The following is an 18,702-nucleotide window of genomic DNA, read 5'->3' as shown; positions in this document are numbered from 1 at the left end:
GGGCGCTCACCCCACCACAGACGAGGCGGCCCGCTGATGGGCGACCTGCTCTGGAACATCGCCCTCGTCTTCGCGTTCGTGCTGATCGGCGGTGTCTTCGCTGCGACGGAGATGGCGCTGGTCACGCTGCGCGAGAGCCAGATCAACGCGATCGGTCAACGCGGGCGCCGTGGGGCCAAGGTCGCGGCTCTCGCCCGCAACCCCAACACCTTCCTCTCGGCCGTGCAGATCGGTGTGACCGTCGCCGGGTTCGCCTCGGCCGCGTACGGTGCGACATCGATCGCCCCGTCACTGGCGCCCGTGCTCGAGTCGTGGGGTCTCGCCCCCGCTCTCGCGCTCACGGTCGCGACACTCGTGCTCACGCTCGTGATCGCCTACCTGTCGCTCGTGCTCGGAGAGCTCGTGCCCAAGCGCCTCGCGATCCAGCGCAACGCGCAGTTCGCCTACGCGGTCGCGCCCGCTCTCAACGGCTTCGCCACGGTCATGCGTCCGGTGATCTGGCTGCTCTCGGTGTCGACGAACGCCCTCGTCCGGCTGCTCGGCGGAGACCCGCACAAGACGAGCGACGAGATGACCGATGAGGAGGTGCGCGACATCGTGGCCAGCCATCAGGGGCTGCCGGATGACGAGCGACGCATCCTCGACGACGTGCTCTCCCTGCGGGGGCGGCAGGTCAGCGAGGTCATGCGCCCGCGGCCGGAGGTCGTCGCCCTCGACGAGGCCGCGAGCGTCGGCGAGGTGATGGCGCAGGTGCGAGACCTTCCGTTCTCGCGCTATCCCGTCTCGGAGACCTCGATCGACGACATCACCGGGTTCGTGCACGTGCGCGATCTGTTCGAGGCGGTGTCCGATGATCCGACGCGTCCGCTGCGCGCGCTCATGCGCGAGATCCCGTACATCCCCTCGTCCGCACGGGTGCTGCCGACGCTGACCCGCATGCGCGCGGAAGGGCACCACATCGCGGTCGTCGTCGACGAGTACGGCGGCACCGACGGCCTCGTCACCCTCGAAGACCTCGTGGAGGAGGTGGTCGGCGAGATCTTCGACGAGTACGACGCCGAGGTATTCATGTCCGAGGATGACGGAATCGACGGGCGACTCAACCTGCAGGACTTCGAGGAGGCGACGGGGCTCGCGATGCCGCGCGGCTCGTCCGACACCATCGCCGGATTCGTGACGGAGCAGCTGGGCCGACTCGCGATCGTCGGCGACACGGTCGAGGTGCCCGGGGCCACGATCCAGGTGGCGGAGCTCGACCGACGTCGGATCTCGCGAGTGCGGGTCACGCTCGAGCAAGTGGTGGAGCCGCAGGTCTGACCGCGCGCTCGGTCTGTGGTCAGGGCTGCTGCACGCGGCTGCCGAGCTCGCTGAGGCCTTCGGTGAGGATCTCGACCAGCAGGCGGGCATAGCGTCCGTCGGGATCGAGGTCGGGGTCGAACACCGTGATCGACGCGCCGACCGCGCCTGGTGCGACTTCGCGCAGCAGAGCAGTGAGCTCTGCCGCCCCGATCCCGCCGGGGTCGGGGCTGTCGACGGCGGGCATGATCGCGGCATCGAGCACGTCGACGTCGACCTGGAGCCAGTACGCGGAGCCCGCGACGGCGGCGGCCTTCGCGCCGACGTGGGCGGCGCCGAGGGAGAGCACGTCGGCGGAAGAGAAGACACCGCCCAGGATGCCGCGAACCTCCGGCAGATCTTCGTCATCGTCGCGGTGGCCGATGTGCGCGGTGTGCTCGGACGCGAAGGACGGACCCAGCCCGTCGACGTCGGCGACGGCGGGCCAGTGCCTGCCGATCGCCGCGGCGAGAGCCTCTCCGGCCAGGCTCGCGCATTCGTCGCTGTTGCCCGGATGGCGGAAGTCGGTGTGACCGTCGACGTGCACCAGCCCGATGCCGCCGCGGCGCACGGTCGCGAGACCCGCACCGAGCAGGATCGCGCAGTCGCCGCCGATCACGAGTGGAGCGTCGCCGCTGTCGAGCGCCGCGCCGATGCGTGCGGCGAGACGCCGCGAATGGTCGATCGTCGCGCTCTCGTTGCGCACGTGCCCCGGCGGTCTCGTGGCATCGTCGTCGACGTAGCGGCCGGCGAGGACGACACCGGAATCGGTGGCCCCGAGCTCGGCGAAGCGCGCGAAAAGGCCGGCCTCGCGCAGAGCCTCCGGTGCCTTCGCCGCGCCAGGGACGCTGCGCGGCTCGGGCGGACGCAGGCCGAGGTTGGACGGAGCCGACAGCAACGTGATCATGCGTGCATCCTGCCGTGGGCATCGGACATTCGGAGAAGGGTCAGGCCGGGAAGCGCACCCGGGTGATGCGCTCGGCCGCCGCCCACAGCGCGGAACCGATCGACGCGGAACGCACCTCGTCCGAGGCGGCCACTCGCGCCGGTGCTCCGCGGAACTCGAGCAGACCGCCCGGCCCCCAGTAGTCGCCGCTGACGACTTCTGCGGCCGTCGCCGCGTGCACGATCGGCAGCGCGCCGCCGTCCTTGCCCTGCACGAGCACGCGACTCGGCGCGGACAGCGCGCGGACGAAGCCGGACACCTCGGCGAGACCGGGACGTGAAGGCGTGAGCGGATCGACCGCATAGCCCGGGTGCGCGCAGACAGCCGAGCGTGAGGTGTCCGACCAGCGCCGGGACAGCTCGAACGCGAACGACATCAGCGCCGCCTTCGATCGCCCGTACTGCCGCAGTGAGGAGCCGGTCCACCGGGCGTCGAGGGTCGCCGGGTCGAGGGTCGCGAAGCGGTGCGCGATAGAACCGACGGCGACGACGCGGGCGTCCGGCGCGAGGACCGGCTCGAGCTGCGCCACGAGGGCGAAGTGGCCGAGGAAGTTCGTGCCGACCATGAGGTCGAAACCGTCGCTCGTGCGTGCCGAGCGGTCGGCCGCCTTGACCCCGGCATTGCAGATGACCGCGTCGATCCGTTCGCCGACGTCGGCTGACGCTTCGGCCACGCTGTCGAGGGAGCCGAGGTCGAGCGGCAGCACCCGGAGGTCGGCGTCCGGCACCTGCGCGCGGATCGCCGTCACCGCTGTCGCCGCACGTTCGGCGGAACGGCATCCGAGCAGGACCCGCGCACCCCGTGCGGCGAGCTGCTCCGCGCACCAGTACCCGATGCCCGCGTTCGCTCCGGTCACGAGCATGGTGCGCCCGAGTAGATCACGAGGGAGAAGAGGGGCGGCATCCATCCCCCCAACCTAGGCCGCGCGGATGTCTCGCGCCTCAGCGGTCGTGGTCGTGGTGCTCGTCGTCTTCGTCTTCGAGGAGCATGCCGACCGACGTCGCGCAGGCGTCGCCCTTCCATGCCTCGATCCCCTCCCGAACGGCGAAGGCCGCGATGACCAACCCGGCGACGGCATCCGCCCACCACCACCCGAGCAGGGAGTTCGCAACCAGTCCGATCAGCACCGCGGCCGAGAGGTAGGTGCAGATGAGCGTCTGCTTCGAGTCCGCGACGGCGGTGGCGGAGCCGAGCTCGCGACCTGCACGGCGTTCGGCGAATGACAGGAACGGCATGACGGCGACGCTGACGGCGGTCAGCACGATGCCGACGGTGCTGTGCTCCGGGCGCTCGGCGGTGACCAGCGCTGCCACCGAGGTCGCGGTGACGTAGGCCGCGAGGGCGAAGAAGGCGACCGCGATGACGCGCAGAGTCGGCTTCTCCCAGCGTTCCGGATCACGGCGGGTGAACTGCCAGGCGACCGCCCCCGCAGAGAGGACCTCGATCGTGGAGTCCAGGCCGAACCCGATGAGCGCGGCGGAGGAGGCGACGGATCCGGCGGCGATTGCGACGACCGCCTCGATCAGGTTGTAGGTGATCGTGATGCCGACGATGAGGCGGATGCGGCGATGCAGGGTCTCGCGGCGGGTGAGGGCGAGCGTGGCGGTCATCAGCAGGTGCAGCCTTCGCCGGAGCAGCAGTCCGGTTCCACGAGGAGCGTCACCCGCATGAGCATGTCGAGCGCGGGTGCGAGGTGCCGGTCTGCCAGGCGATAGCTGCTGCGGCGGCCGTCCGGCACGCTCTCGACGAGGCCGCAGCCGCGGAGGCACGCGAGATGGTTCGACATGGCCTGGCGCGAGACGCCGAGCGCTTCGGCGAGGTCGGCGGGATAGGCGGCGCCCTCCCGCAGGGCGAGCAGGACGCCGGCGCGTGTGGCGTCGGAGAGCGCGTGCCCGAGGCGAGCGACGGCGGCCGTGTGCGTGGGGGAGGAGGCGAGGGCGGTGGTCACGTGACCACTGTACAGAAAGCAATGAATTCAGGACAGGCTGAATAAACGGATGCGGGGACGCGACGCCATGTCACGCCCCCGCATCCGACCTGCTCAGCGGATCGCGTACACCGCGCTGCCGACGATGACGGCGAAGATGGTCGTCCAGCCGATGATCGCCAGCGCCTGCCAGAAGAGGATGCGGGCCTTGCCGATGCCGGAGGCGGCGAGCATCGTCGCCGTGAACTGCGTCGGCAGCAGGAGGGGGCCGAGCAGGCTGACTCCGGGGACGCCGTAGCGCTCGAACGCACGCTGGAACTTCTCGCGACGCGGGCTGCCGTGCGCGGTGTCCGCCGTGCCCGCTGCCACCTCTTCCGTCGTGCCGCCGCCGGCGAGGGCGACCGCCTTGGCCCGCGAGCGGTTCACGACGGCCTGTCGGGCCCCCGAACTCACCAGCACCACGACCACCACGCAGAGGAAGTTGCCGACCATTGCGGCGATCGCGGCGACCACGGGCGGGATACCGCCGATGATGCCGATGCTCACCGCCCCCTCGCCCTCGATGAAGGGGATCGCGCCGGCGAGGGCGACGATGAGGGGCTGCACGAGCTCGGGAACCTGGGCGACCAGGTTCTGGAACGTCTCGATGAGGTTCATGGGGTGCTCCTGGATGTCGGTGCGAACGGAGTCTCCGCCGCGATGACTCCAGTCCACTCGAAGGGCGGGCACTGCGGCAGTGTCGAGCCGTCACCGCTTCCCGGGTGGATCGCACGAGACAGCCGTGACAACTGTCACGGCCGTATCGTGGGGTGCGTGAGCAGCCAGGTCGAGCCCCTCGCCCCCGTCGAGCCGAGTCCGGGGGCGCGACAGCTGTCCCGCGGGGTCACGGCCACGTGGTGGTACACCGTGAGCGCCGTGATCGCGTTCGAGCTCGCCCTGATCGCGTCGTGGACGCTCACGACCCTCGCGGACGACTTCGAGGGGTTCGTCGGCCTGGTCGTCGGCGTCGGCGGCATTCTCTGGTGCGCGTCCACGATCCCGTTGCTGCTCGACTACCGGCACCGCCTGGATGCCGAGCCCGGCGTGCGCTGGATGCGTCTGGCGCTGCCGTTGCTCGTCGCCGTCGTCTACGGAGCTGTCGCCGGGGTCGTCGTGGGCAGCTGGCAGCTCGCGGTGATGCCCCTCGTGCTGACGCTCGTCCTGCTGAACTGGCCGCGCGGGGTGCGGTACAAGGTCGTCATCACGGCGACGATCGCGCTCATCCTCCTCGGCATCGCGGATTCCGCTCTCGACGTCGCCGACGCCAACCCGTTCCTGATCCCCGCCGTGTACACCGTCTTCTTCCCGGTGATGCTGGTCAGCTCGCTGTGGTGGTGGGACGTACTGATCACGCTCGACCGCGCCCGCGCATCCGAGGCGAAGCTCGCCGCCACGCAGGAGCGGCTGCGGGTCGCCACCGATGTGCACGATCTGCAGGGCCACCATCTGCAGGTGATCGCGCTGCAGCTGGAACTCGCGGAGCGCCTGCTGCCGACCGACCCCGACGCGGGGATGGAGCAGCTCCGCGCCGCGCGGGTCAGCGTCGACGAGGCGCGCCAGGGGACCAGGGACCTCGCGACCCGCTTCCGCTCGGTGCCGCTGGGGGATGAGCTCGCCAACGCCCGCGACCTTCTCACTGCCGCCGGGCTCGAGGTGGAATCCGCCATCGACGCGGATGCCGATTCCGCTCCGGCATCCGCGCTGGGTCCCGTGATCAGGGAGACGACGACGAACGTGCTGCGGCACGGCGGGGGAGCGCGGGCACGGCTGGCGCTCACGAGGACCGCGGATGCGTGGCGGTACGAGATCGCGAACGACGTGGTCCCCGGTGCCGAGGTCGAGCACGACGGCTCGGGGCTGGAGGGCGTGCGCCGCAGGATCGAAGAGGCACACGGCTCCCTCGAGGTGCGACGCGACGGCGACGATTTCGTGGTCGTCGTGACGGTGCCGACGCAGGGTGAGGGTGCGCGATGATCCGCGTGCTGCTCGCTGACGACGAGGCGATGATCCGCTCCGCTCTCGCGGCGCTGCTGCGCCTGGAACCCGACATCGAGGTGGTCGCCGAATGCGCCGACGGCGAGCAGGCCGTCGCCGAAGCCCTGCGCCTGCAGCCGGACGTGTGCCTCCTGGACCTCGAGATGCCGGGACTCGACGGCGTGCAGGTCGCCGAGCGACTGCACAGGGCGATCGCGACGCGCTGCGTGGTCGTCACCCGGCATGCGCGACCGGGTGTGCTCCGTCGCGCTCTCGCGTCCGGCGTCTCGGGTTTCCTGCCGAAGTCCCGGGGCGCCGACGAGGTCGCCGCCGTCATCCGCCGGGTCGCCGCGGGTGCTCGCTACGTGGATCCCGAGATCGCCGCCGACGCCTTGAGTGACGAGCGCTCGCCGCTCACGGACCGGGAGCTCGACGTGCTGCGTGCCGGTCGCCGAGGCGAGACGACCGGGCAGATCGCGCGGGCCCTCTCCCTCGCGCCCGGCACCGTGCGCAACCACATCTCGGTGATCCTCGGGAAGCTCTCGGTCGGCACCCGTCAACAGGCCGTGCTCATCGCCGAGGAGCGTGGCTGGATCTGACTGCCGTTATGCTGGCAGGCATGGGAACCATATGCGCAGCGCCCATGATGGGGCGCAACTTCGTGATCCGCGACCGCCGCGCCTGACGGCGCGCTCGCTCCCCGCACGCATCTGCGCGCCGTCCACCGAGATGTCATCGCACCTCGGGACGGGCAGCCCTCACTGACGCCTCTTCGCGTCCTCCCCTCCTTCGAGGTGCTCCGATTCTTCTTCTGGAGCGCACTCATGCCTCGTTCAATCCATGGCGGCCGCCACGAACTCGGCCAGAACTTCCTCACCCATCGTCCGACCCTCGCCCGCATCACCGACCTCGTCGGACGCACCTCGGGCTCGATCCTCGAGCTCGGCTGCGGTGACGGCGCCCTCACCCGCTCGCTCGCGAGGCTGGGGCGACCCCTCGCGGCGATCGACATCGACGAGCATCGGGTGCATCGCCTGCGAAAGGCGCTGCCCGACGTGCGCATCGAGATCGCGGATGCGACGCGCCATCCGCTCGACGCGGAGGTCGTCGTCGGCAACATCCCGTTCCATGTGACGACGCCCATCCTCCGGCGACTTCTGTCGAGCGGTCGGTGGCGTCAGGCGGTCCTGCTGACGCAGTGGGAGGTGGCCCGCAAGCGGGCAGGCGTCGGCGGCGGCACGATGATGACCGCGCAGTCCGCGCCGTGGTTCGAGTTCTCTCTGGAGGGCCGGGTTCCGGCCTGGGGGTTCTCACCGCAACCGAGCGTCGACGGTGGGGTGCTGGCCATCACCCGTCGCGGCTCACCGCTCGTCCCGGCATCCGACCGCCGGGAGTACGAGGCGTTCGTGCGGTCGATGTTCACGGGGCGGGGATCGAACCTGGCTGCGGTGCTGGCCACGGCGGCACGCATCCCGATGTCTCGTGCGCGACGGTCCGTCGCGGCGGCGGGTGCCGACGACCGGCGTCTTCCCCGCGACCTGCGTCCGGAGCACTGGGCCGCCCTCTGGGATCAGGTCTCGCAGCGATGACGCAGGGGGCCGTCGAGCACACGATCTGCTCGACGGTCCCGTCGTGGCGTCGACGCGCTCAGAGCGCCGCGAGCACCTCCCGCAACCGGACCGCGAACTCCGCGGTGTGATCGACGAACCCGGTGTGATCGCCGGGGAAACGCGTCGGCGCGATGCCGAGCTGTGCGCCGAGCGCGGTCGTCGTGCGCTCGCACAGCTGACCGACCGACTCCTCGCCGATGCCGAGAACGAGGTGGTCCGCGCGTGCGCGCAGCGCTTCGACATCAGGCAGCCAGCGCACGCTCGCCGGCAGCTCGTATCGGAACCAGAACTGCTCGTCGGCGTGGTGCTGCGGATCGACCTCACCGCCGAACCACTGCACGAGGGCCTCTTCGGGCATCGGGATGTTGGCCTGCGCGAAGAACAGACGCCAGGCGCCGATGCGATCGCCCGAGAGCGCTGCTGTCGTGAGCTCATCGGTGATCCGCCGCTGCTCGACGCGGTCAGGGAGCAGCTCGAGCAGAGGTGGCTCGTGGGCGACGACCGTGGGAGCCAGGTCGGGGCGGGCCTGCGCCAGCGCCAGGCTGGTCACGGCGCCGCCGCTCGAGCCGAAGACGATCGCGGGGCCGAGGTCGACGTGCTCGATCAGTGCCGCGAGGTCGGCGGCCCGGCGCTCCAGAGGCGAGCCCTGGGACGGGTCGTGCAGGATGCTCCGCTTGATGCCGCGCGGGTCGGTCGTCAGCACCGTGTGGTCGGCGGCGAGCTCGTCCGCGAACGGGGCGAAGGCATCCGCGTCCATCGGGGCACCGATCAGGACCATCAGCGGTCCCTCGCCGCGGAGCTCGAAGTGGAGACGCACGTCGGGCAGGTCGAGTGCCGCGGTGGTCATGCTCATGGGTGCTCCTTGTCGTCGTGGTCATCGGACGGCGTGTGCCGAATCCCTGAGTCCAGGGTCGTCCTGAACAGTCGGCGACACCACCCCGGTCTGCGACACCGCTGTGTCCCGGGCCGTCGATCCGTCTGTCTGAGGCGGGCGGTAGCCTCGACGCATGTCCGCCTTCGCCACGCTCGCCTCGCCGGTCGGCGTCATCGGGGTGGTGAGTGATGGCGTGGCGATCACCCGCGTCATGTGGCGGTCGACTCCGCCCGAGGGCAGCGCACTCCCGGCCGGCCCGACCGCCGATCCGCTGCTCGCCGAGGCGCTCGCGCAACTGGCCGCCTACTTCGCGGGCACGCTGCGCCGCTTCGACGTACCGGTCGATCTCGGCGTGCAGACCGTGGCGACCAGAGCAGTGCTCACCGCGCTCCACGAGACGGTCGGGCACGGCGAGACGATCACTTACGGAGGGCTCGCCGCGCGCAGCGGCACCGAGGTGCCCGCCCGGGGGATCGGTTCGATCATGGGGGCGAACCCCGTCCCCCTGATCGTCCCCTGCCATCGGGTGGTGGCCGGCGACGGCCTCGGCGGATACTCGGGCGGCGACGAAGGCCAGGGGCTCGAGACCAAGCGCTGGCTGCTGGAGCATGAGGGGGCATTGCCGACCTCGCTGTTCTGAGTAGGAGCGACGGCATCCGTCATCCCGTCATTTCACCGACGAACACCCTGCGAGAATGGACGTGCCGAGTCCCGAGCCGAGGAGCCAACGTGCAGTTCATCTCCACCCGCGGCGGCATGCAGCCGCAGTCGTTCAGCGAGACGCTGTTGGAGGGCCTCGCGCCCGACGGCGGACTGGCTGTACCCGAGGTCATGCCGACCGTCGACGGTGAGACGCTCGAACGCTGGCGGGCACTGACCTACCCGCAGCTGGCGACCGAGGTGCTCGGACTCTTCGCGACCGACATCCCGCGCGCTGATCTGGCCCGGATGACCGACGCGGCATACGCCGACTTCCCCGACGGTGTCGTGCCGCTGCGGGCCATCGACGACGAGCTGACGCTCGTCGGACTCTCCGAGGGCCCGACGCTCGCCTTCAAGGACATGGCGATGCAGTTCCTCGGGCAGGTGCTCGAGTACACGCTGGAGCGAAACGACGCGGTGCTCAACATCCTCGGTGCGACCTCAGGCGACACCGGCTCGGCGGCCGAGCACGCCCTTCGCGGTAAGGAGCGCGTCGCGGTGTTCATGCTGTCGCCGCAGGGCCGCATGAGCGCATTCCAGCGGGCGCAGATGTTCTCGCTCGACGACGCGAACGTGCACAACATCGCGGTCGAGGGCGTCTTCGACGACTGCCAGAACCTCGTGAAGAAGCTCGCCGGCGATCTGGACTTCAAGCGCGCGCAGCACCTGGGTGCGGTGAACTCGATCAACCTGGCGCGCATCACGGCGCAGACCGTCTACTACTTCTGGGCGTGGTTGCGGGCGACGGATGCCGGCGGTTGGACCGAGCTGTCCTTCACGGTGCCCTCCGGAAACTTCGGCAACATCCTCTCCGGCTTCTTCGCCAAGCAGATGGGTCTCCCGATCCGTCGCCTCGTGCTCGCCGCGAACGAGAACAACGTGCTCGACGAGTTCTTCCGCTCCGGCGTCTACCGCCCGCGCAGCGCCGCACAGACGCTCGCGACCTCGAGCCCCTCGATGGACATCTCCAAGGCTTCGAACCTCGAACGTTTCATCTTCGAGCTCGTCGGCCGCGACCCCGCCCGCGTCGTAGGGGCTTGGGACGACCTCGAGGCCCAGGGGTACTTCGACTTCTCGGCCGATCAGGAGCGCTTCCTCGAGGAGTTCGGCATCGTCAGCGGCACCTCGACGCACGAGGACAGGCTGGCGACGATCCGCTCGGTGTACGAGACGACGGGTGAGGTCATCGACCCGCACACGGCCGACGGTGTCAAGGTCGCGCGCGAATTCGTCGAGCCGGGTGTTCCGATGCTCGTGCTCGAGACGGCCAAGCCGGAGAAGTTCGCGGAGACGATCCACGAGGCCATCGGTGTCGAGCTCGGTTACGCGCCGGAGTTGCAGCAGATGCTCGGCGCGCCCCAGCACGTGACCGAGATGGGTGACGACGAGCAGGCTCTCCGCGCCTTCATCGAGACGAACGCGCTGCACTGATCCTCGCGGTGCTCACTCCTCGGGGTCGCCGTGCAGCATCCAGGGGATGCCGAAGCGGTCGACCAGCATCCCGAAGAGCCCGCCCCACGGCGGCACATCCAGCGGCATCGTGATCGTCGCCCCGTCGGCGAGCTTCTCCCAGACCGCCCGCGTGGCGTCCTGCGAATTGCCGCTCAGTGACACCGAGAACCCCTGCGGCTTCTCGTAGGGCATGCCGTCGGGAGAGTCCGACGCCATGAGGACGAGGCCCCCGGGAGCATCGATCTGTGCGTGCATCACGAGGTCCTTCTGGCTCGGATCCTGCGCCATGTCGGGGAACTCTCCGAAAGTGTTGATCACCAGCTCACCACCGAGCACGCTTTGATAGAACTCCATCGCCTCGCGGGCTTCGGTGCGGAACGAGAGATACGGGTTGAGAGCAGGCATGCGGACTCCAGGAGGTGAGAGGTGGGATGGCGGCACCGCTGACGCTCAGTCTGCGCCGGGTGTCGTGCCTCCGCAAGAGGTCCGACGAGGTCGCCCGCGCTCAGGCCGGCAGCGCCTTGACCGCCGCGGTGAGCACCTGCGGAACGGTGGGTACGCCCGTGGCGCGGAACACCTCGACTCCTGAGGAATCGCGGATTATCACGGTCGGCGTGACGTCGATGTCGAGTGCTTCTGCGGCATCGGGATCCCGCGCCACATCGATCTCGGTCACCGTCGCATCCGGCAGGAATCGAGCGGCGTCAGCCAACACGGACCGGGTCCGTGCGCAGGCGCCGCAGAACGACGATGACACCAGGGTCAGCTCCATCCCCACCTCCTCGGATCCGCGATGCTTCTCCCTCGTGCAACCGCAGACCGCGCCGGGCTGTTCCCCGAGCTAGGACGCGAGCCACTCGTCGAACGTCTGGACACCCAGGTCCGCATCGGTGCCGGGCAGAGCACGTCCCGCGCGCATCCCCGCCATCTGGGGCCCCGGCACGTTCAGGGCCGGAATCCAACCGCGATATCCCTCGCGGCGGGCGAAGGCGCGAATCATGTCGGACAGGCTCTCCTCGCGCGGGCCTGCGAAGTCGCGCACGCGACCCTGCGGCGACCCGGCAGCGAGCGCGGCGAGGCGTGCGCCCACTTCGGCGGCAGCCACGGGCTGCGTCCGCGCGTTCGGAGCGAGGTGCAGCGGGCCCACCTTCGCGCGCTCGAACATCTGACCCGCGAACTCATGGAACTGCGTCGCGCGGAGGATCGTCCACGGCACGCGCGAGGCCTCGACGACCTTCTCCTGCGCGACCTTCCCCGCGTAGTAGTCGTACGGGATGCGATCGATCCCGACGATCGACAGCAGCACGATGTGGCGGATTCCGGCGTCCGCCGCCGCCGACACCAGGTTCCCGGTCGCGGCGGTGAAGAACTCGATCGCCGCGCTCGCCTTGAGCGTCTGGATGCTCGCGACGTCGATCACCGCGTCGGCGCCCGCCAGAGCGGCATCCAGGCCTTGCCCGGTCACCAGGTCGACTCCCCGTGACCGGCTGAGCACGATCGCCTCATGCCCGGCGGCGCGCACCGCCTCCACCGTGTGACGACCGACCGTCCCGGTTCCTCCTGCGACAGCGATTCTCATGACTGCTCCTTGTTCTTCTCGGTACATCCTTCTCCATGGCTGACCGGACAGGTGCTCGAAATGTGAGACGTCCGCAGAAACTGCTCGCTACGATTCCTCAGAGCGGGCGACCGCTTGACCTTGTCCCGAGGGCAGAGAGCATCGTGAATCCTGTGAGCCACTCCATCGACCTCCTCAGCATCGGTCCCTTCTCCGAGGCCGCCCTGCTCTCGCCGAAGGCCCTGCGCCTCTACGAGAAGCGCGGGCTCCTGGTGCCGCATGCGGTGGACCCGGACAACGGGTACCGCTTCTATCGGATCGAGCAGGCGAGGACGGGGCGGCTCATCTCCCTGCTGCGGACGGCGGGCATGAGCCTCGATGCGATCCAGGAGGTGCTCGCGCTGCCTGACGGCGACGCGATCGCGGCTCTGGATGCGTTCCGGGATCAGGTACGGACGTCCGCAGCCTCGACCGCCACGCTCCTCGACCAGGCGCGTGGCCATTTCAGAGGATCACCGATGAACACGAAGTCCCTCACGACCGACATCCGCCCCGAGCAGGCGGTGCTCAGTCTGCTCGTCACGACCTACGTCGGCGAGCTCGACGAACGCATCCGCGAGGCGCACGAGCAATTGAGCGCGCTGGCGGCCGAGCGCGATCTCACCGTCCCCTCCGACGCGTTCGGAATCTTCCATGCCCCGATCACCGCCGACAGCGACGGTCCCATCGAGGTGTGCCTTCCGGTCGACCGCGTCATCCGGGACACCCCGGAGGAAATCCGGAGCCATCGCCTGAGCGGCGGTGCGGCCGTCGCCGTCACGGTCGAGGGAGACGACACGGAGTTCCCCGCGATCCTCGCCGCCTACGACCGCGGTTGCGAGTGGATCGACGAGCAGAAGGCCACCAGGGTGGGCCCGCCACGGGAGATCTGGCACGTGCTTCCGTGGGACGAGTCGCGTCCGGCGCGCATGACGGTGCTCTGGCACTACGCGTAAGCGCCGCCCGGCGGCGCTGCGTCCGGGCGGATGCGGCGATGCGGGCGGATACGGGTGGAGCCGGGGCGCTCGGTACGATGGCGACTGTGACCACATCGACCGTGCGCCCCGGTATCGCCGAGCGGCTTTCGCAGATGATCCGCATCCCGACGGTCTCGGCTGAGCTCGATGAGCGCGGTGCGGCACCGTTCGAGGAGTTCGTCGCACTGATCGCCGAGCTTTATCCCCTGACGCACGAGCACCTGCGCCTCGAACGGCACACCGACTTCGGTCTGCTGTTCCACTGGCAGGGCACGGCCGCGGCATCGGGCGGACCGGTGGTGCTGATGGCGCACTACGACGTCGTCCCGGTCGATGAGAGCGACGCCTGGACCCATCCGCCCTTCGACGGCGTGATCGCCGACGGTTCGGTGTTCGGCCGCGGCGCCTTGGACGACAAGGGTCCGCTCATCGTCGTGCTCGAAGCGGTCGAGAATCTGCTCGCCGACGGGTTCACCCCGCCCCGCGATGTGTACCTCTCGTTCGGCGGCAACGAGGAGACCTACGGGAAGGCAGCCGAAGAGATCGCGCGTGTGCTGCGGGAGCGCGGCGTCGTGCCCTGGCTCGTGGTCGATGAGGGCGGTGCCGTCGTCGACGCGCCCCTGCCGTTCGTCCCGGGTCGGGCGGCGATGATCGGCGTCGGCGAGAAGGGCGTGATGACGCTCCGGTTGTCGGCGCGCGGCGAGGGCGGTCATGCCTCGGCTCCGCCGTCACTCACCGCTGTGCGACGCATCGGGAGGGCCGTCGACCGTCTCGGACCCGCCACCTTCCGCCCTCGCGCCTCGAAAGCGGTCCTGCGGATGCTGTCGCAGCTGGCGGCGCAGACGCCGGGGCCGGCCCGCCACCTGCTGCGGTTCCTCGGAGCGGCGCCGCTCGTCACCGGTCAGGTGTTCGCGGCGCTCGGCGGTGAACCGGCTGCGCTCGTGCGCACGACCGTCGCCCCGACGATGCAGTCCGGCGGGACGGCCGCGAATGTGCTGCCCTCCCAGGCGTCCGCGACCGTCAACCTCCGCATCGCGCTGGGCGAGACGACGCAGCAGACCGTGTACCGGGTGCGCCGCCGCATCCGCGATCCGCTCGTGTCCGTCGAGGTGGTCGAGGCCAGTGAGCCCTCGCCGGAATCGCCCACCGACAACGCGCAGTTCGCCCTGCTCGGGGCCGCGCTCGAGGTCTCGCATCCCGGGGTTCCGGCGGTGCCGTACGTGATGATGGCCGCCACCGACTCCCGGCACTTCCACCGCTTCTCGCCGGCGGTCTACCGCTTCGCTCCGCTGGACATGTCGAACGCGCAGCGCGCCTCGATCCACGGCGTCGATGAGAGCGTCGAGATCACCGCGCTGGAGCGCGGAGAGCGATTCCATCGCGCGCTTCTCGAACGGCTAGGGTGATCTCACCCTCCTCCCGCCTCGAGCGGGAGTACCCGAACAAGAAGCAGGAGACGCGATGACGCGCACCCGCACTCTGGGCACCCTCGCCGTCGTCGTCGGCTTCCTCGCATTCGTGGAGTTCACCAGCGGTGTGCTGCAGGGCTATTACACGCCCATGCTCAGCGACATCGCCCGCCACCTCGGCATCCACGACGCCGACGTCAACTGGCTCGAGGGTGCGCAGCTCATGCTGTCGGCGCTGGTCGTCCCGGCCTTCGCGAAGCTCGGCGACATGGTCGGCCATAAGCGGATGCTGCTGATCTCCACCGCCGTCACCGCGGCGGCGGCCCTGGTGCTGCCGTTCACGGACTCCTTCGGCGTGTTCCTCGCGGCCTGGGCGCTCATGGGTTTCTACGTCGTCTGGCTCCCGCTCGAGATCGCCCTGATCTGGTCGCGGTCGCGCCGCATGGAAGGACGCTCCTCGATCACGGCCAAGGCGGCCGGTCTCCTGGTCGCCGCCCTCGAAGGCGGTGCGATCATCGGCGCTCTCGTCGGCGGCGCACTGATCGACGTTCTGCCGCTCACGGTCGTCCTCCTGGTTCCGGCCGTGCTCATCGTCGTGTGCTTCTTCGTGATCCTGTTCGGAGTCAAGGAGTCGCCCGAGCCCACCGGCGGGATCTTCGACACGGTCGGCCTCGTGCTGATCTCTCTGGCCCTCGTCTGCTTCACCGGCGGACTCAGTCTGCTCCGCCTCGAGGGCGGTCTCGTGAATCCGTGGTCCTGGGCCGTGGTCGTCTTCGGCGTGCTGCTGGTGATCCCGTTCGTGCTCTGGGAGCTGCGCTGCGACGACCCCCTCATCGATGTGCGCATGTTCCGCTCGCCCGCGCTCGGACCGGTGTTCCTCACCGCGGGCCTCTTCGGCGTCAGCGTGCTCGGTGCACAGGCTCCACTGTCGACGTTCGCGCGCACCGACCCGTCGATCTACGGCTACGGTCTCGGCACGAGCGGGTTCGCGACCTCGCTCATCATCGGCGTGTATCTCGTGGCGATGATCGCGGGTGCGCTGCTCTTCCCGACCATCGCACGATGGGCGACACCACGGGTCACGCTGATGGGTGCCTCGGTCCTCGTCGGCCTCGGCTTCCTGCTGTTCCTGCCGTTCCATGACACCTACGGTCAGGTCATCACGAACATGGTCGTCGTGGGCCTCGGCTCCGGCGCGCTGGTCGCGGCTCTCCCCGCTGCCGCCGCATCGGCCGCGCCCGCGACGCAGACCGGTGTCGCGACGGGTCTCACCAACTCGGTGAAGACCGTGGGCGGGGCGATCGCCTCGTGCGTCTTCGGCATCGCGTTGCTGCACGGTGTCGCCACCACCGCCGGTGCGACCGAGGGGACCGCGGGTTCGCTCGCGGGGTACTTCACCGTCTGGATCGTCTGCGGTGTCACCGCGCTCGTCGCAGCCGTCATCCTCGTGTTCGTGCCGAAGACCGCGTTCACCGACCGGTCGGTCGACGCGGAGGTCGCCCCGGTCGTCTGAAGTCGGCGCTGATCATTCCCGATCGAGGCCGAACGTGCGCTTCACGATGGCCTGCACGTCGCCGTCGAGCCCGTCGATGCGCGTGTTCACGGCATCGAACCGCGTGTCCACGGCGTCGAACCGCGTGTTCACCGCATCGAATCGGGCGTTCATCTCGTTGCGGAGTCCGCCGATCTCACTGCGGACGACGTGGATGAACAGCGTGGAGACCACGGTGAGAGTGCTGAACATCAGCGCGCTGAACGCCCCGATCATGGTCCAGATCTGCGCGTCATTCATGAATTCCACCCCGTCATCGTCGCATCGATTCCGCAAGCTTGCCAGGCCACGGGCAGCGAAGATATCGGTGACCCGGGAGGTGGGGACAGGACGTTTTCGAGCGTGTCGGGGGAGGAGTAGTCGTGCCGCTCTGACGAGGGCGACGAGGATGCCGCCGGAGCCGGGCGGCGCGATCTCCGCCGCCCGGCTCCTTGTCTCAATCGCCCTTCACGTTGACGAGCTGCCGCAGCGTGTGCCGGATCGATACGAGGCTCGCGGCATCCGCCATCACCCGGTCGATCGGCTTGTACGCCTGCGGGATCTCGTCGACGAAGGCGTCCGTGTCACGGAACTCGATGCCCGTCATCGCCTCCCGCAGCTGGTCGTGGGTGAACGCCCGCCTCGCGGCCGACCGGGAGTACTCCCGACCCGCCCCGTGCGGCGAGGAGTTCAGCGACTGCGGGTCGCCGAGTCCCTCGACCACGTAGGAGGCGGTGCCCATCGATCCGGGGATGAGCCCCGGCCGACCGGCGTCCGCCTGGATCGCGCCCTTCCGTGACACCCACACCTGCTTGCCGTAGTGCTTCTCCGACTCGGTGAAGTTGTGGTGGCAGTTGATGCGCTCCTGCTCATCGACCGCGGTGCCGAGGAACTCGGACACCTGCCGGATGACCCGGTCCATCATCTCCTCCCGGTTCAGCAGGGCGAAGTGCTGTGCCCACCGCAGCTCCCGGATGTACCGGGTGAACTCCTCGGTGCCCTCGACCAGGTACGCCAGATCGGGGTCGGGGAGGTCGATCCACCACTGCTTGCACAGCCGCTGCGCGACCGAGATGTGCTTCATGGCGATCTTGTTGCCGACGCCTCGAGACCCCGAGTGCAGGAACAGCCACACCCGGTCGAGCTCGTCGACCGACACCTCGATGAAGTGGTTGCCCGAACCGAGCGTGCCCAGCTGCAGCCGCCAGTTGCCGGCGTAGCTCGCGGGGTCGAAGCCGTTCTTCTCGGCGAGCTGCTCGAGCTCGGCGATGCGCGGCTCGGCGGTCGCGACGACCTTGCGGTTGTATCGGCCGGCCGACAGCGGGATGGCGCGTTCGATCTGCTCCCGGAGCTCGGCGAGGTCGCGACCTTCGAGGTCGTTCCTCGTGAACTGGGTGCGGACGGCGATCATGCCGCAGCCGATGTCGACACCGACGGCCGCGGGGATGATCGCGCCGAGCGTCGGGATGACCGAGCCGACCGTCGCCCCCTTGCCGAGGTGCGCATCCGGCATCAGCGCCAGGTGCGGGTGGATGAACGGCATGCGGGCCGTGGTGTGCGCCTGAGCGAGTGTCTTCTCGTCGATCAGCGACGCCCACGACAGCAGCCGTGCGGAGAGCCTCTCCATGATTCCTTTCCTTGTGGTGGTGGTCAGCCACAGGTCAGGGTGCTCTCCAAAGGAAAAACGCCCCGGACCTGACGGTGCGGGGCGTTGCGAGAGCGGATGCTGTCACACGGCGCGCGCCGGAGGGTACGACTCGTAGCGGTCATTGCGCTTCGACTGAAGCTGCAACACCGCTCCGATGGGAAGGTTCCGCTGGGCGGTCATCCGTCGACTCCTCGGCTGGCGTGCTGGGCCGATCGGCACAGCTTTGCCACACTAGGGCGCGACACGCCCGGGAGTCAAGCCGTCTCGCGCGGCGGGTTGTACATGAACTCGATGCGGATGCCGTCGGCGTCTTCGACGAAAGAGGCGTAGTAGCGCTCGGAGTAACGGGGATACTCCTTGGGGTCGCGCACGGCGGTCCAGCCCGCATCCAACGCGATCGTGTGCAGGCGTTCGACCTCGTCGCGCGTCGGAACGGCGAAGGCGATGTGCTGCCAGCCGATCTTGCCGTGCCGGTGGGGGGAGGAGTCCTCGTCCCAGGTGTACAGGATGATCTCGGTCTCGTCGCCGTTGTTCCACGAGACCGAGTGGTCGTCTTCGCCGCCGCTCTGATAGCCCAGAGCCGTGAGGACCGGATGGAACTGCGCGCGGCCGCGCTCGAGGTCGTCGACGGTGATGCCCAGGTGATCCAGAAGTGCCATGCGGCCCAGTCTTCCAGGAACG

The 18,702-nt window shown here is 69.4% G+C and carries 21 protein-coding genes; 9 read left to right on the top strand and 12 right to left on the bottom strand.

Annotated elements, in window-relative coordinates; translation table 11 throughout:
• The first annotated feature begins 36 nt into the window (after positions 1 to 36).
• Positions 37 to 1,317 (top strand): hemolysin family protein, encoded by a 1,281-nt coding sequence (locus tag BQ2383_RS14675; protein WP_091035512.1) that lies wholly within the window; start codon positions 37 to 39, stop codon positions 1,315 to 1,317.
• A 19-nt stretch (positions 1,318 to 1,336) separates the two neighbouring features.
• Here BQ2383_RS14675 and BQ2383_RS14670 read toward each other — a convergent pair whose 3' ends face one another.
• From BQ2383_RS14670 to BQ2383_RS14650, 5 genes are all read right to left on the bottom strand, one after another.
• Positions 1,337 to 2,242, bottom strand: coding sequence for an arginase family protein (locus BQ2383_RS14670; RefSeq protein ID WP_091035509.1), 906 nt, complete (start codon positions 2,240 to 2,242; stop codon positions 1,337 to 1,339).
• 40 nt (positions 2,243 to 2,282) lie between these two features.
• Positions 2,283 to 3,188: an SDR family NAD(P)-dependent oxidoreductase gene (locus BQ2383_RS14665; RefSeq protein ID WP_091035506.1), complete on the bottom strand. Its 906-nt coding sequence runs from the start codon at positions 3,186 to 3,188 to the stop codon at positions 2,283 to 2,285.
• A 34-nt stretch (positions 3,189 to 3,222) separates the two neighbouring features.
• On the bottom strand, positions 3,223 to 3,891 hold the full coding sequence (locus BQ2383_RS14660) for a cation transporter (protein WP_091035503.1): 669 nt from the start codon (positions 3,889 to 3,891) through the stop codon (positions 3,223 to 3,225).
• A complete protein-coding gene (locus tag BQ2383_RS14655; protein WP_091035500.1) occupies positions 3,891 to 4,229 on the bottom strand; it encodes an ArsR/SmtB family transcription factor in 339 nt (112 codons plus the stop codon). Before BQ2383_RS14655 ends, BQ2383_RS14660 begins: the two co-directional genes overlap by 1 nt.
• 93 nt (positions 4,230 to 4,322) lie before the next feature.
• Entirely contained in the window at positions 4,323 to 4,865 is a 543-nt protein-coding gene (locus tag BQ2383_RS14650; protein ID WP_091035497.1) for a small multidrug efflux protein, read from the bottom strand.
• A gap of 156 nt (positions 4,866 to 5,021) precedes the next feature.
• Here BQ2383_RS14650 and BQ2383_RS14645 point away from each other — a divergent pair, with 156 nt between their 5' ends.
• The 3 genes from BQ2383_RS14645 to erm all read left to right on the top strand — a co-directional run bounded on the left by BQ2383_RS14645 (position 5,022) and on the right by erm (position 7,810).
• Positions 5,022 to 6,221 carry a sensor histidine kinase gene (locus BQ2383_RS14645; protein WP_244176022.1) on the top strand — a complete coding sequence of 400 codons (1,200 nt, stop codon included), beginning with the start codon at positions 5,022 to 5,024 and terminating at the stop codon, positions 6,219 to 6,221.
• Positions 6,218 to 6,820 carry a response regulator transcription factor gene (locus BQ2383_RS14640; protein WP_091035495.1) on the top strand — a complete coding sequence of 201 codons (603 nt, stop codon included), beginning with the start codon at positions 6,218 to 6,220 and terminating at the stop codon, positions 6,818 to 6,820. The genes BQ2383_RS14645 and BQ2383_RS14640 overlap by 4 nt, the downstream gene beginning before the upstream one ends.
• 225 nt (positions 6,821 to 7,045) lie before the next feature.
• Entirely contained in the window at positions 7,046 to 7,810 is a 765-nt protein-coding gene (gene erm, locus BQ2383_RS14635; protein ID WP_091035492.1) for a 23S ribosomal RNA methyltransferase Erm, read from the top strand.
• A gap of 58 nt (positions 7,811 to 7,868) precedes the next feature.
• Here the strand turns inward: erm and BQ2383_RS14630 are convergent, their stop codons facing one another.
• Positions 7,869 to 8,684, bottom strand: coding sequence for an alpha/beta fold hydrolase (locus BQ2383_RS14630; protein ID WP_091035489.1), 816 nt, complete (start codon positions 8,682 to 8,684; stop codon positions 7,869 to 7,871).
• Between the two features lie 154 nt (positions 8,685 to 8,838).
• On the opposite strand from BQ2383_RS14630, the gene BQ2383_RS14625 reads away from it, so the two are divergent.
• Together BQ2383_RS14625 and thrC are read left to right on the top strand one after the other, a co-directional pair.
• Positions 8,839 to 9,345 (top strand): methylated-DNA--[protein]-cysteine S-methyltransferase, encoded by a 507-nt coding sequence (locus tag BQ2383_RS14625; protein ID WP_091035487.1) that lies wholly within the window; start codon positions 8,839 to 8,841, stop codon positions 9,343 to 9,345.
• Positions 9,346 to 9,434: 89 nt separating this feature from the next.
• Positions 9,435 to 10,838, top strand: coding sequence for a threonine synthase (gene thrC / locus BQ2383_RS14620; RefSeq protein ID WP_091035484.1), 1,404 nt, complete (start codon positions 9,435 to 9,437; stop codon positions 10,836 to 10,838).
• A 12-nt stretch (positions 10,839 to 10,850) separates the two neighbouring features.
• Here the strand turns inward: thrC and BQ2383_RS14615 are convergent, their stop codons facing one another.
• The 3 genes from BQ2383_RS14615 to BQ2383_RS14605 form a co-directional block, all read right to left on the bottom strand.
• Positions 10,851 to 11,264, bottom strand: a complete 414-nt coding sequence (locus BQ2383_RS14615) for a VOC family protein (protein WP_091035482.1) — start codon at positions 11,262 to 11,264, stop codon at positions 10,851 to 10,853.
• Between the two features lie 100 nt (positions 11,265 to 11,364).
• Positions 11,365 to 11,631 (bottom strand): thioredoxin domain-containing protein, encoded by a 267-nt coding sequence (locus BQ2383_RS14610; protein WP_091035479.1) that lies wholly within the window; start codon positions 11,629 to 11,631, stop codon positions 11,365 to 11,367.
• Between the two features lie 69 nt (positions 11,632 to 11,700).
• Positions 11,701 to 12,438 carry an SDR family oxidoreductase gene (locus BQ2383_RS14605; RefSeq protein ID WP_091035476.1) on the bottom strand — a complete coding sequence of 246 codons (738 nt, stop codon included), beginning with the start codon at positions 12,436 to 12,438 and terminating at the stop codon, positions 11,701 to 11,703.
• Positions 12,439 to 12,590: 152 nt separating this feature from the next.
• Between BQ2383_RS14605 and BQ2383_RS14600 the strand changes: the two genes are divergently transcribed.
• The 3 genes from BQ2383_RS14600 to BQ2383_RS14590 all read left to right on the top strand — a co-directional run bounded on the left by BQ2383_RS14600 (position 12,591) and on the right by BQ2383_RS14590 (position 16,355).
• Positions 12,591 to 13,412, top strand: coding sequence for a MerR family transcriptional regulator (locus BQ2383_RS14600; RefSeq protein WP_167381630.1), 822 nt, complete (start codon positions 12,591 to 12,593; stop codon positions 13,410 to 13,412).
• Positions 13,413 to 13,489: 77 nt separating this feature from the next.
• Complete coding sequence (locus BQ2383_RS14595; protein ID WP_432206344.1) at positions 13,490 to 14,839, top strand: M20/M25/M40 family metallo-hydrolase; 1,350 nt, start codon at positions 13,490 to 13,492, stop codon at positions 14,837 to 14,839.
• Between the two features lie 55 nt (positions 14,840 to 14,894).
• The gene (locus BQ2383_RS14590) at positions 14,895 to 16,355 is read left to right on the top strand and encodes an MFS transporter (protein ID WP_091035471.1); all 1,461 of its coding nucleotides are present in this window, start codon (positions 14,895 to 14,897) and stop codon (positions 16,353 to 16,355) included.
• A 12-nt stretch (positions 16,356 to 16,367) separates the two neighbouring features.
• Here BQ2383_RS14590 and BQ2383_RS14585 read toward each other — a convergent pair whose 3' ends face one another.
• The 3 genes from BQ2383_RS14585 to BQ2383_RS14575 all read right to left on the bottom strand — a co-directional run bounded on the left by BQ2383_RS14585 (position 16,368) and on the right by BQ2383_RS14575 (position 18,680).
• Complete coding sequence (locus BQ2383_RS14585; protein WP_205829010.1) at positions 16,368 to 16,634, bottom strand: hypothetical protein; 267 nt, start codon at positions 16,632 to 16,634, stop codon at positions 16,368 to 16,370.
• Between the two features lie 196 nt (positions 16,635 to 16,830).
• Entirely contained in the window at positions 16,831 to 18,000 is a 1,170-nt protein-coding gene (locus BQ2383_RS14580; protein ID WP_091035465.1) for an RtcB family protein, read from the bottom strand.
• 275 nt (positions 18,001 to 18,275) lie between these two features.
• Positions 18,276 to 18,680 (bottom strand): VOC family protein, encoded by a 405-nt coding sequence (locus tag BQ2383_RS14575; protein ID WP_091035463.1) that lies wholly within the window; start codon positions 18,678 to 18,680, stop codon positions 18,276 to 18,278.
• Positions 18,681 to 18,702: the final 22 nt, after the last annotated feature.

It is taken from the genome of Microbacterium oxydans (genome assembly GCF_900095745.1).
GTDB classification, from domain to species: Bacteria; Actinomycetota; Actinomycetes; order Actinomycetales; family Microbacteriaceae; genus Microbacterium; species Microbacterium oxydans_B.
This window is presented reverse-complemented; position numbering and strand designations above follow the sequence as displayed.

Bases quoted from the DNA above. Each gene is read 5' to 3' on its own strand.
- BQ2383_RS14675 (WP_091035512.1), top strand. From the start codon at position 37: ATGGGCGACCTGCTCTGGAACATCGCCCTCGTCTTCGCGTTCGTGCTG.
- BQ2383_RS14670 (WP_091035509.1), bottom strand. From the start codon at position 2,242: ATGATCACGTTGCTGTCGGCTCCGTCCAACCTCGGCCTGCGTCCGCCC.
- BQ2383_RS14665 (WP_091035506.1), bottom strand. From the start codon at position 3,188: ATGGATGCCGCCCCTCTTCTCCCTCGTGATCTACTCGGGCGCACCATG.
- BQ2383_RS14660 (WP_091035503.1), bottom strand. From the start codon at position 3,891: ATGACCGCCACGCTCGCCCTCACCCGCCGCGAGACCCTGCATCGCCGC.
- BQ2383_RS14650 (WP_091035497.1), bottom strand. From the start codon at position 4,865: ATGAACCTCATCGAGACGTTCCAGAACCTGGTCGCCCAGGTTCCCGAG.
- BQ2383_RS14640 (WP_091035495.1), top strand. From the start codon at position 6,218: ATGATCCGCGTGCTGCTCGCTGACGACGAGGCGATGATCCGCTCCGCT.
- erm (WP_091035492.1), top strand. From the start codon at position 7,046: ATGCCTCGTTCAATCCATGGCGGCCGCCACGAACTCGGCCAGAACTTC.
- BQ2383_RS14630 (WP_091035489.1), bottom strand. From the start codon at position 8,684: ATGAGCATGACCACCGCGGCACTCGACCTGCCCGACGTGCGTCTCCAC.
- BQ2383_RS14625 (WP_091035487.1), top strand. From the start codon at position 8,839: ATGTCCGCCTTCGCCACGCTCGCCTCGCCGGTCGGCGTCATCGGGGTG.
- BQ2383_RS14615 (WP_091035482.1), bottom strand. From the start codon at position 11,264: ATGCCTGCTCTCAACCCGTATCTCTCGTTCCGCACCGAAGCCCGCGAG.
- BQ2383_RS14610 (WP_091035479.1), bottom strand. From the start codon at position 11,631: ATGGAGCTGACCCTGGTGTCATCGTCGTTCTGCGGCGCCTGCGCACGG.
- BQ2383_RS14605 (WP_091035476.1), bottom strand. From the start codon at position 12,438: ATGAGAATCGCTGTCGCAGGAGGAACCGGGACGGTCGGTCGTCACACG.
- BQ2383_RS14595 (WP_432206344.1), top strand. From the start codon at position 13,490: ATGGCGACTGTGACCACATCGACCGTGCGCCCCGGTATCGCCGAGCGG.
- BQ2383_RS14590 (WP_091035471.1), top strand. From the start codon at position 14,895: ATGACGCGCACCCGCACTCTGGGCACCCTCGCCGTCGTCGTCGGCTTC.
- BQ2383_RS14585 (WP_205829010.1), bottom strand. From the start codon at position 16,634: ATGAATGACGCGCAGATCTGGACCATGATCGGGGCGTTCAGCGCGCTG.
- BQ2383_RS14580 (WP_091035465.1), bottom strand. From the start codon at position 18,000: ATGGAGAGGCTCTCCGCACGGCTGCTGTCGTGGGCGTCGCTGATCGAC.
- BQ2383_RS14575 (WP_091035463.1), bottom strand. From the start codon at position 18,680: ATGGCACTTCTGGATCACCTGGGCATCACCGTCGACGACCTCGAGCGC.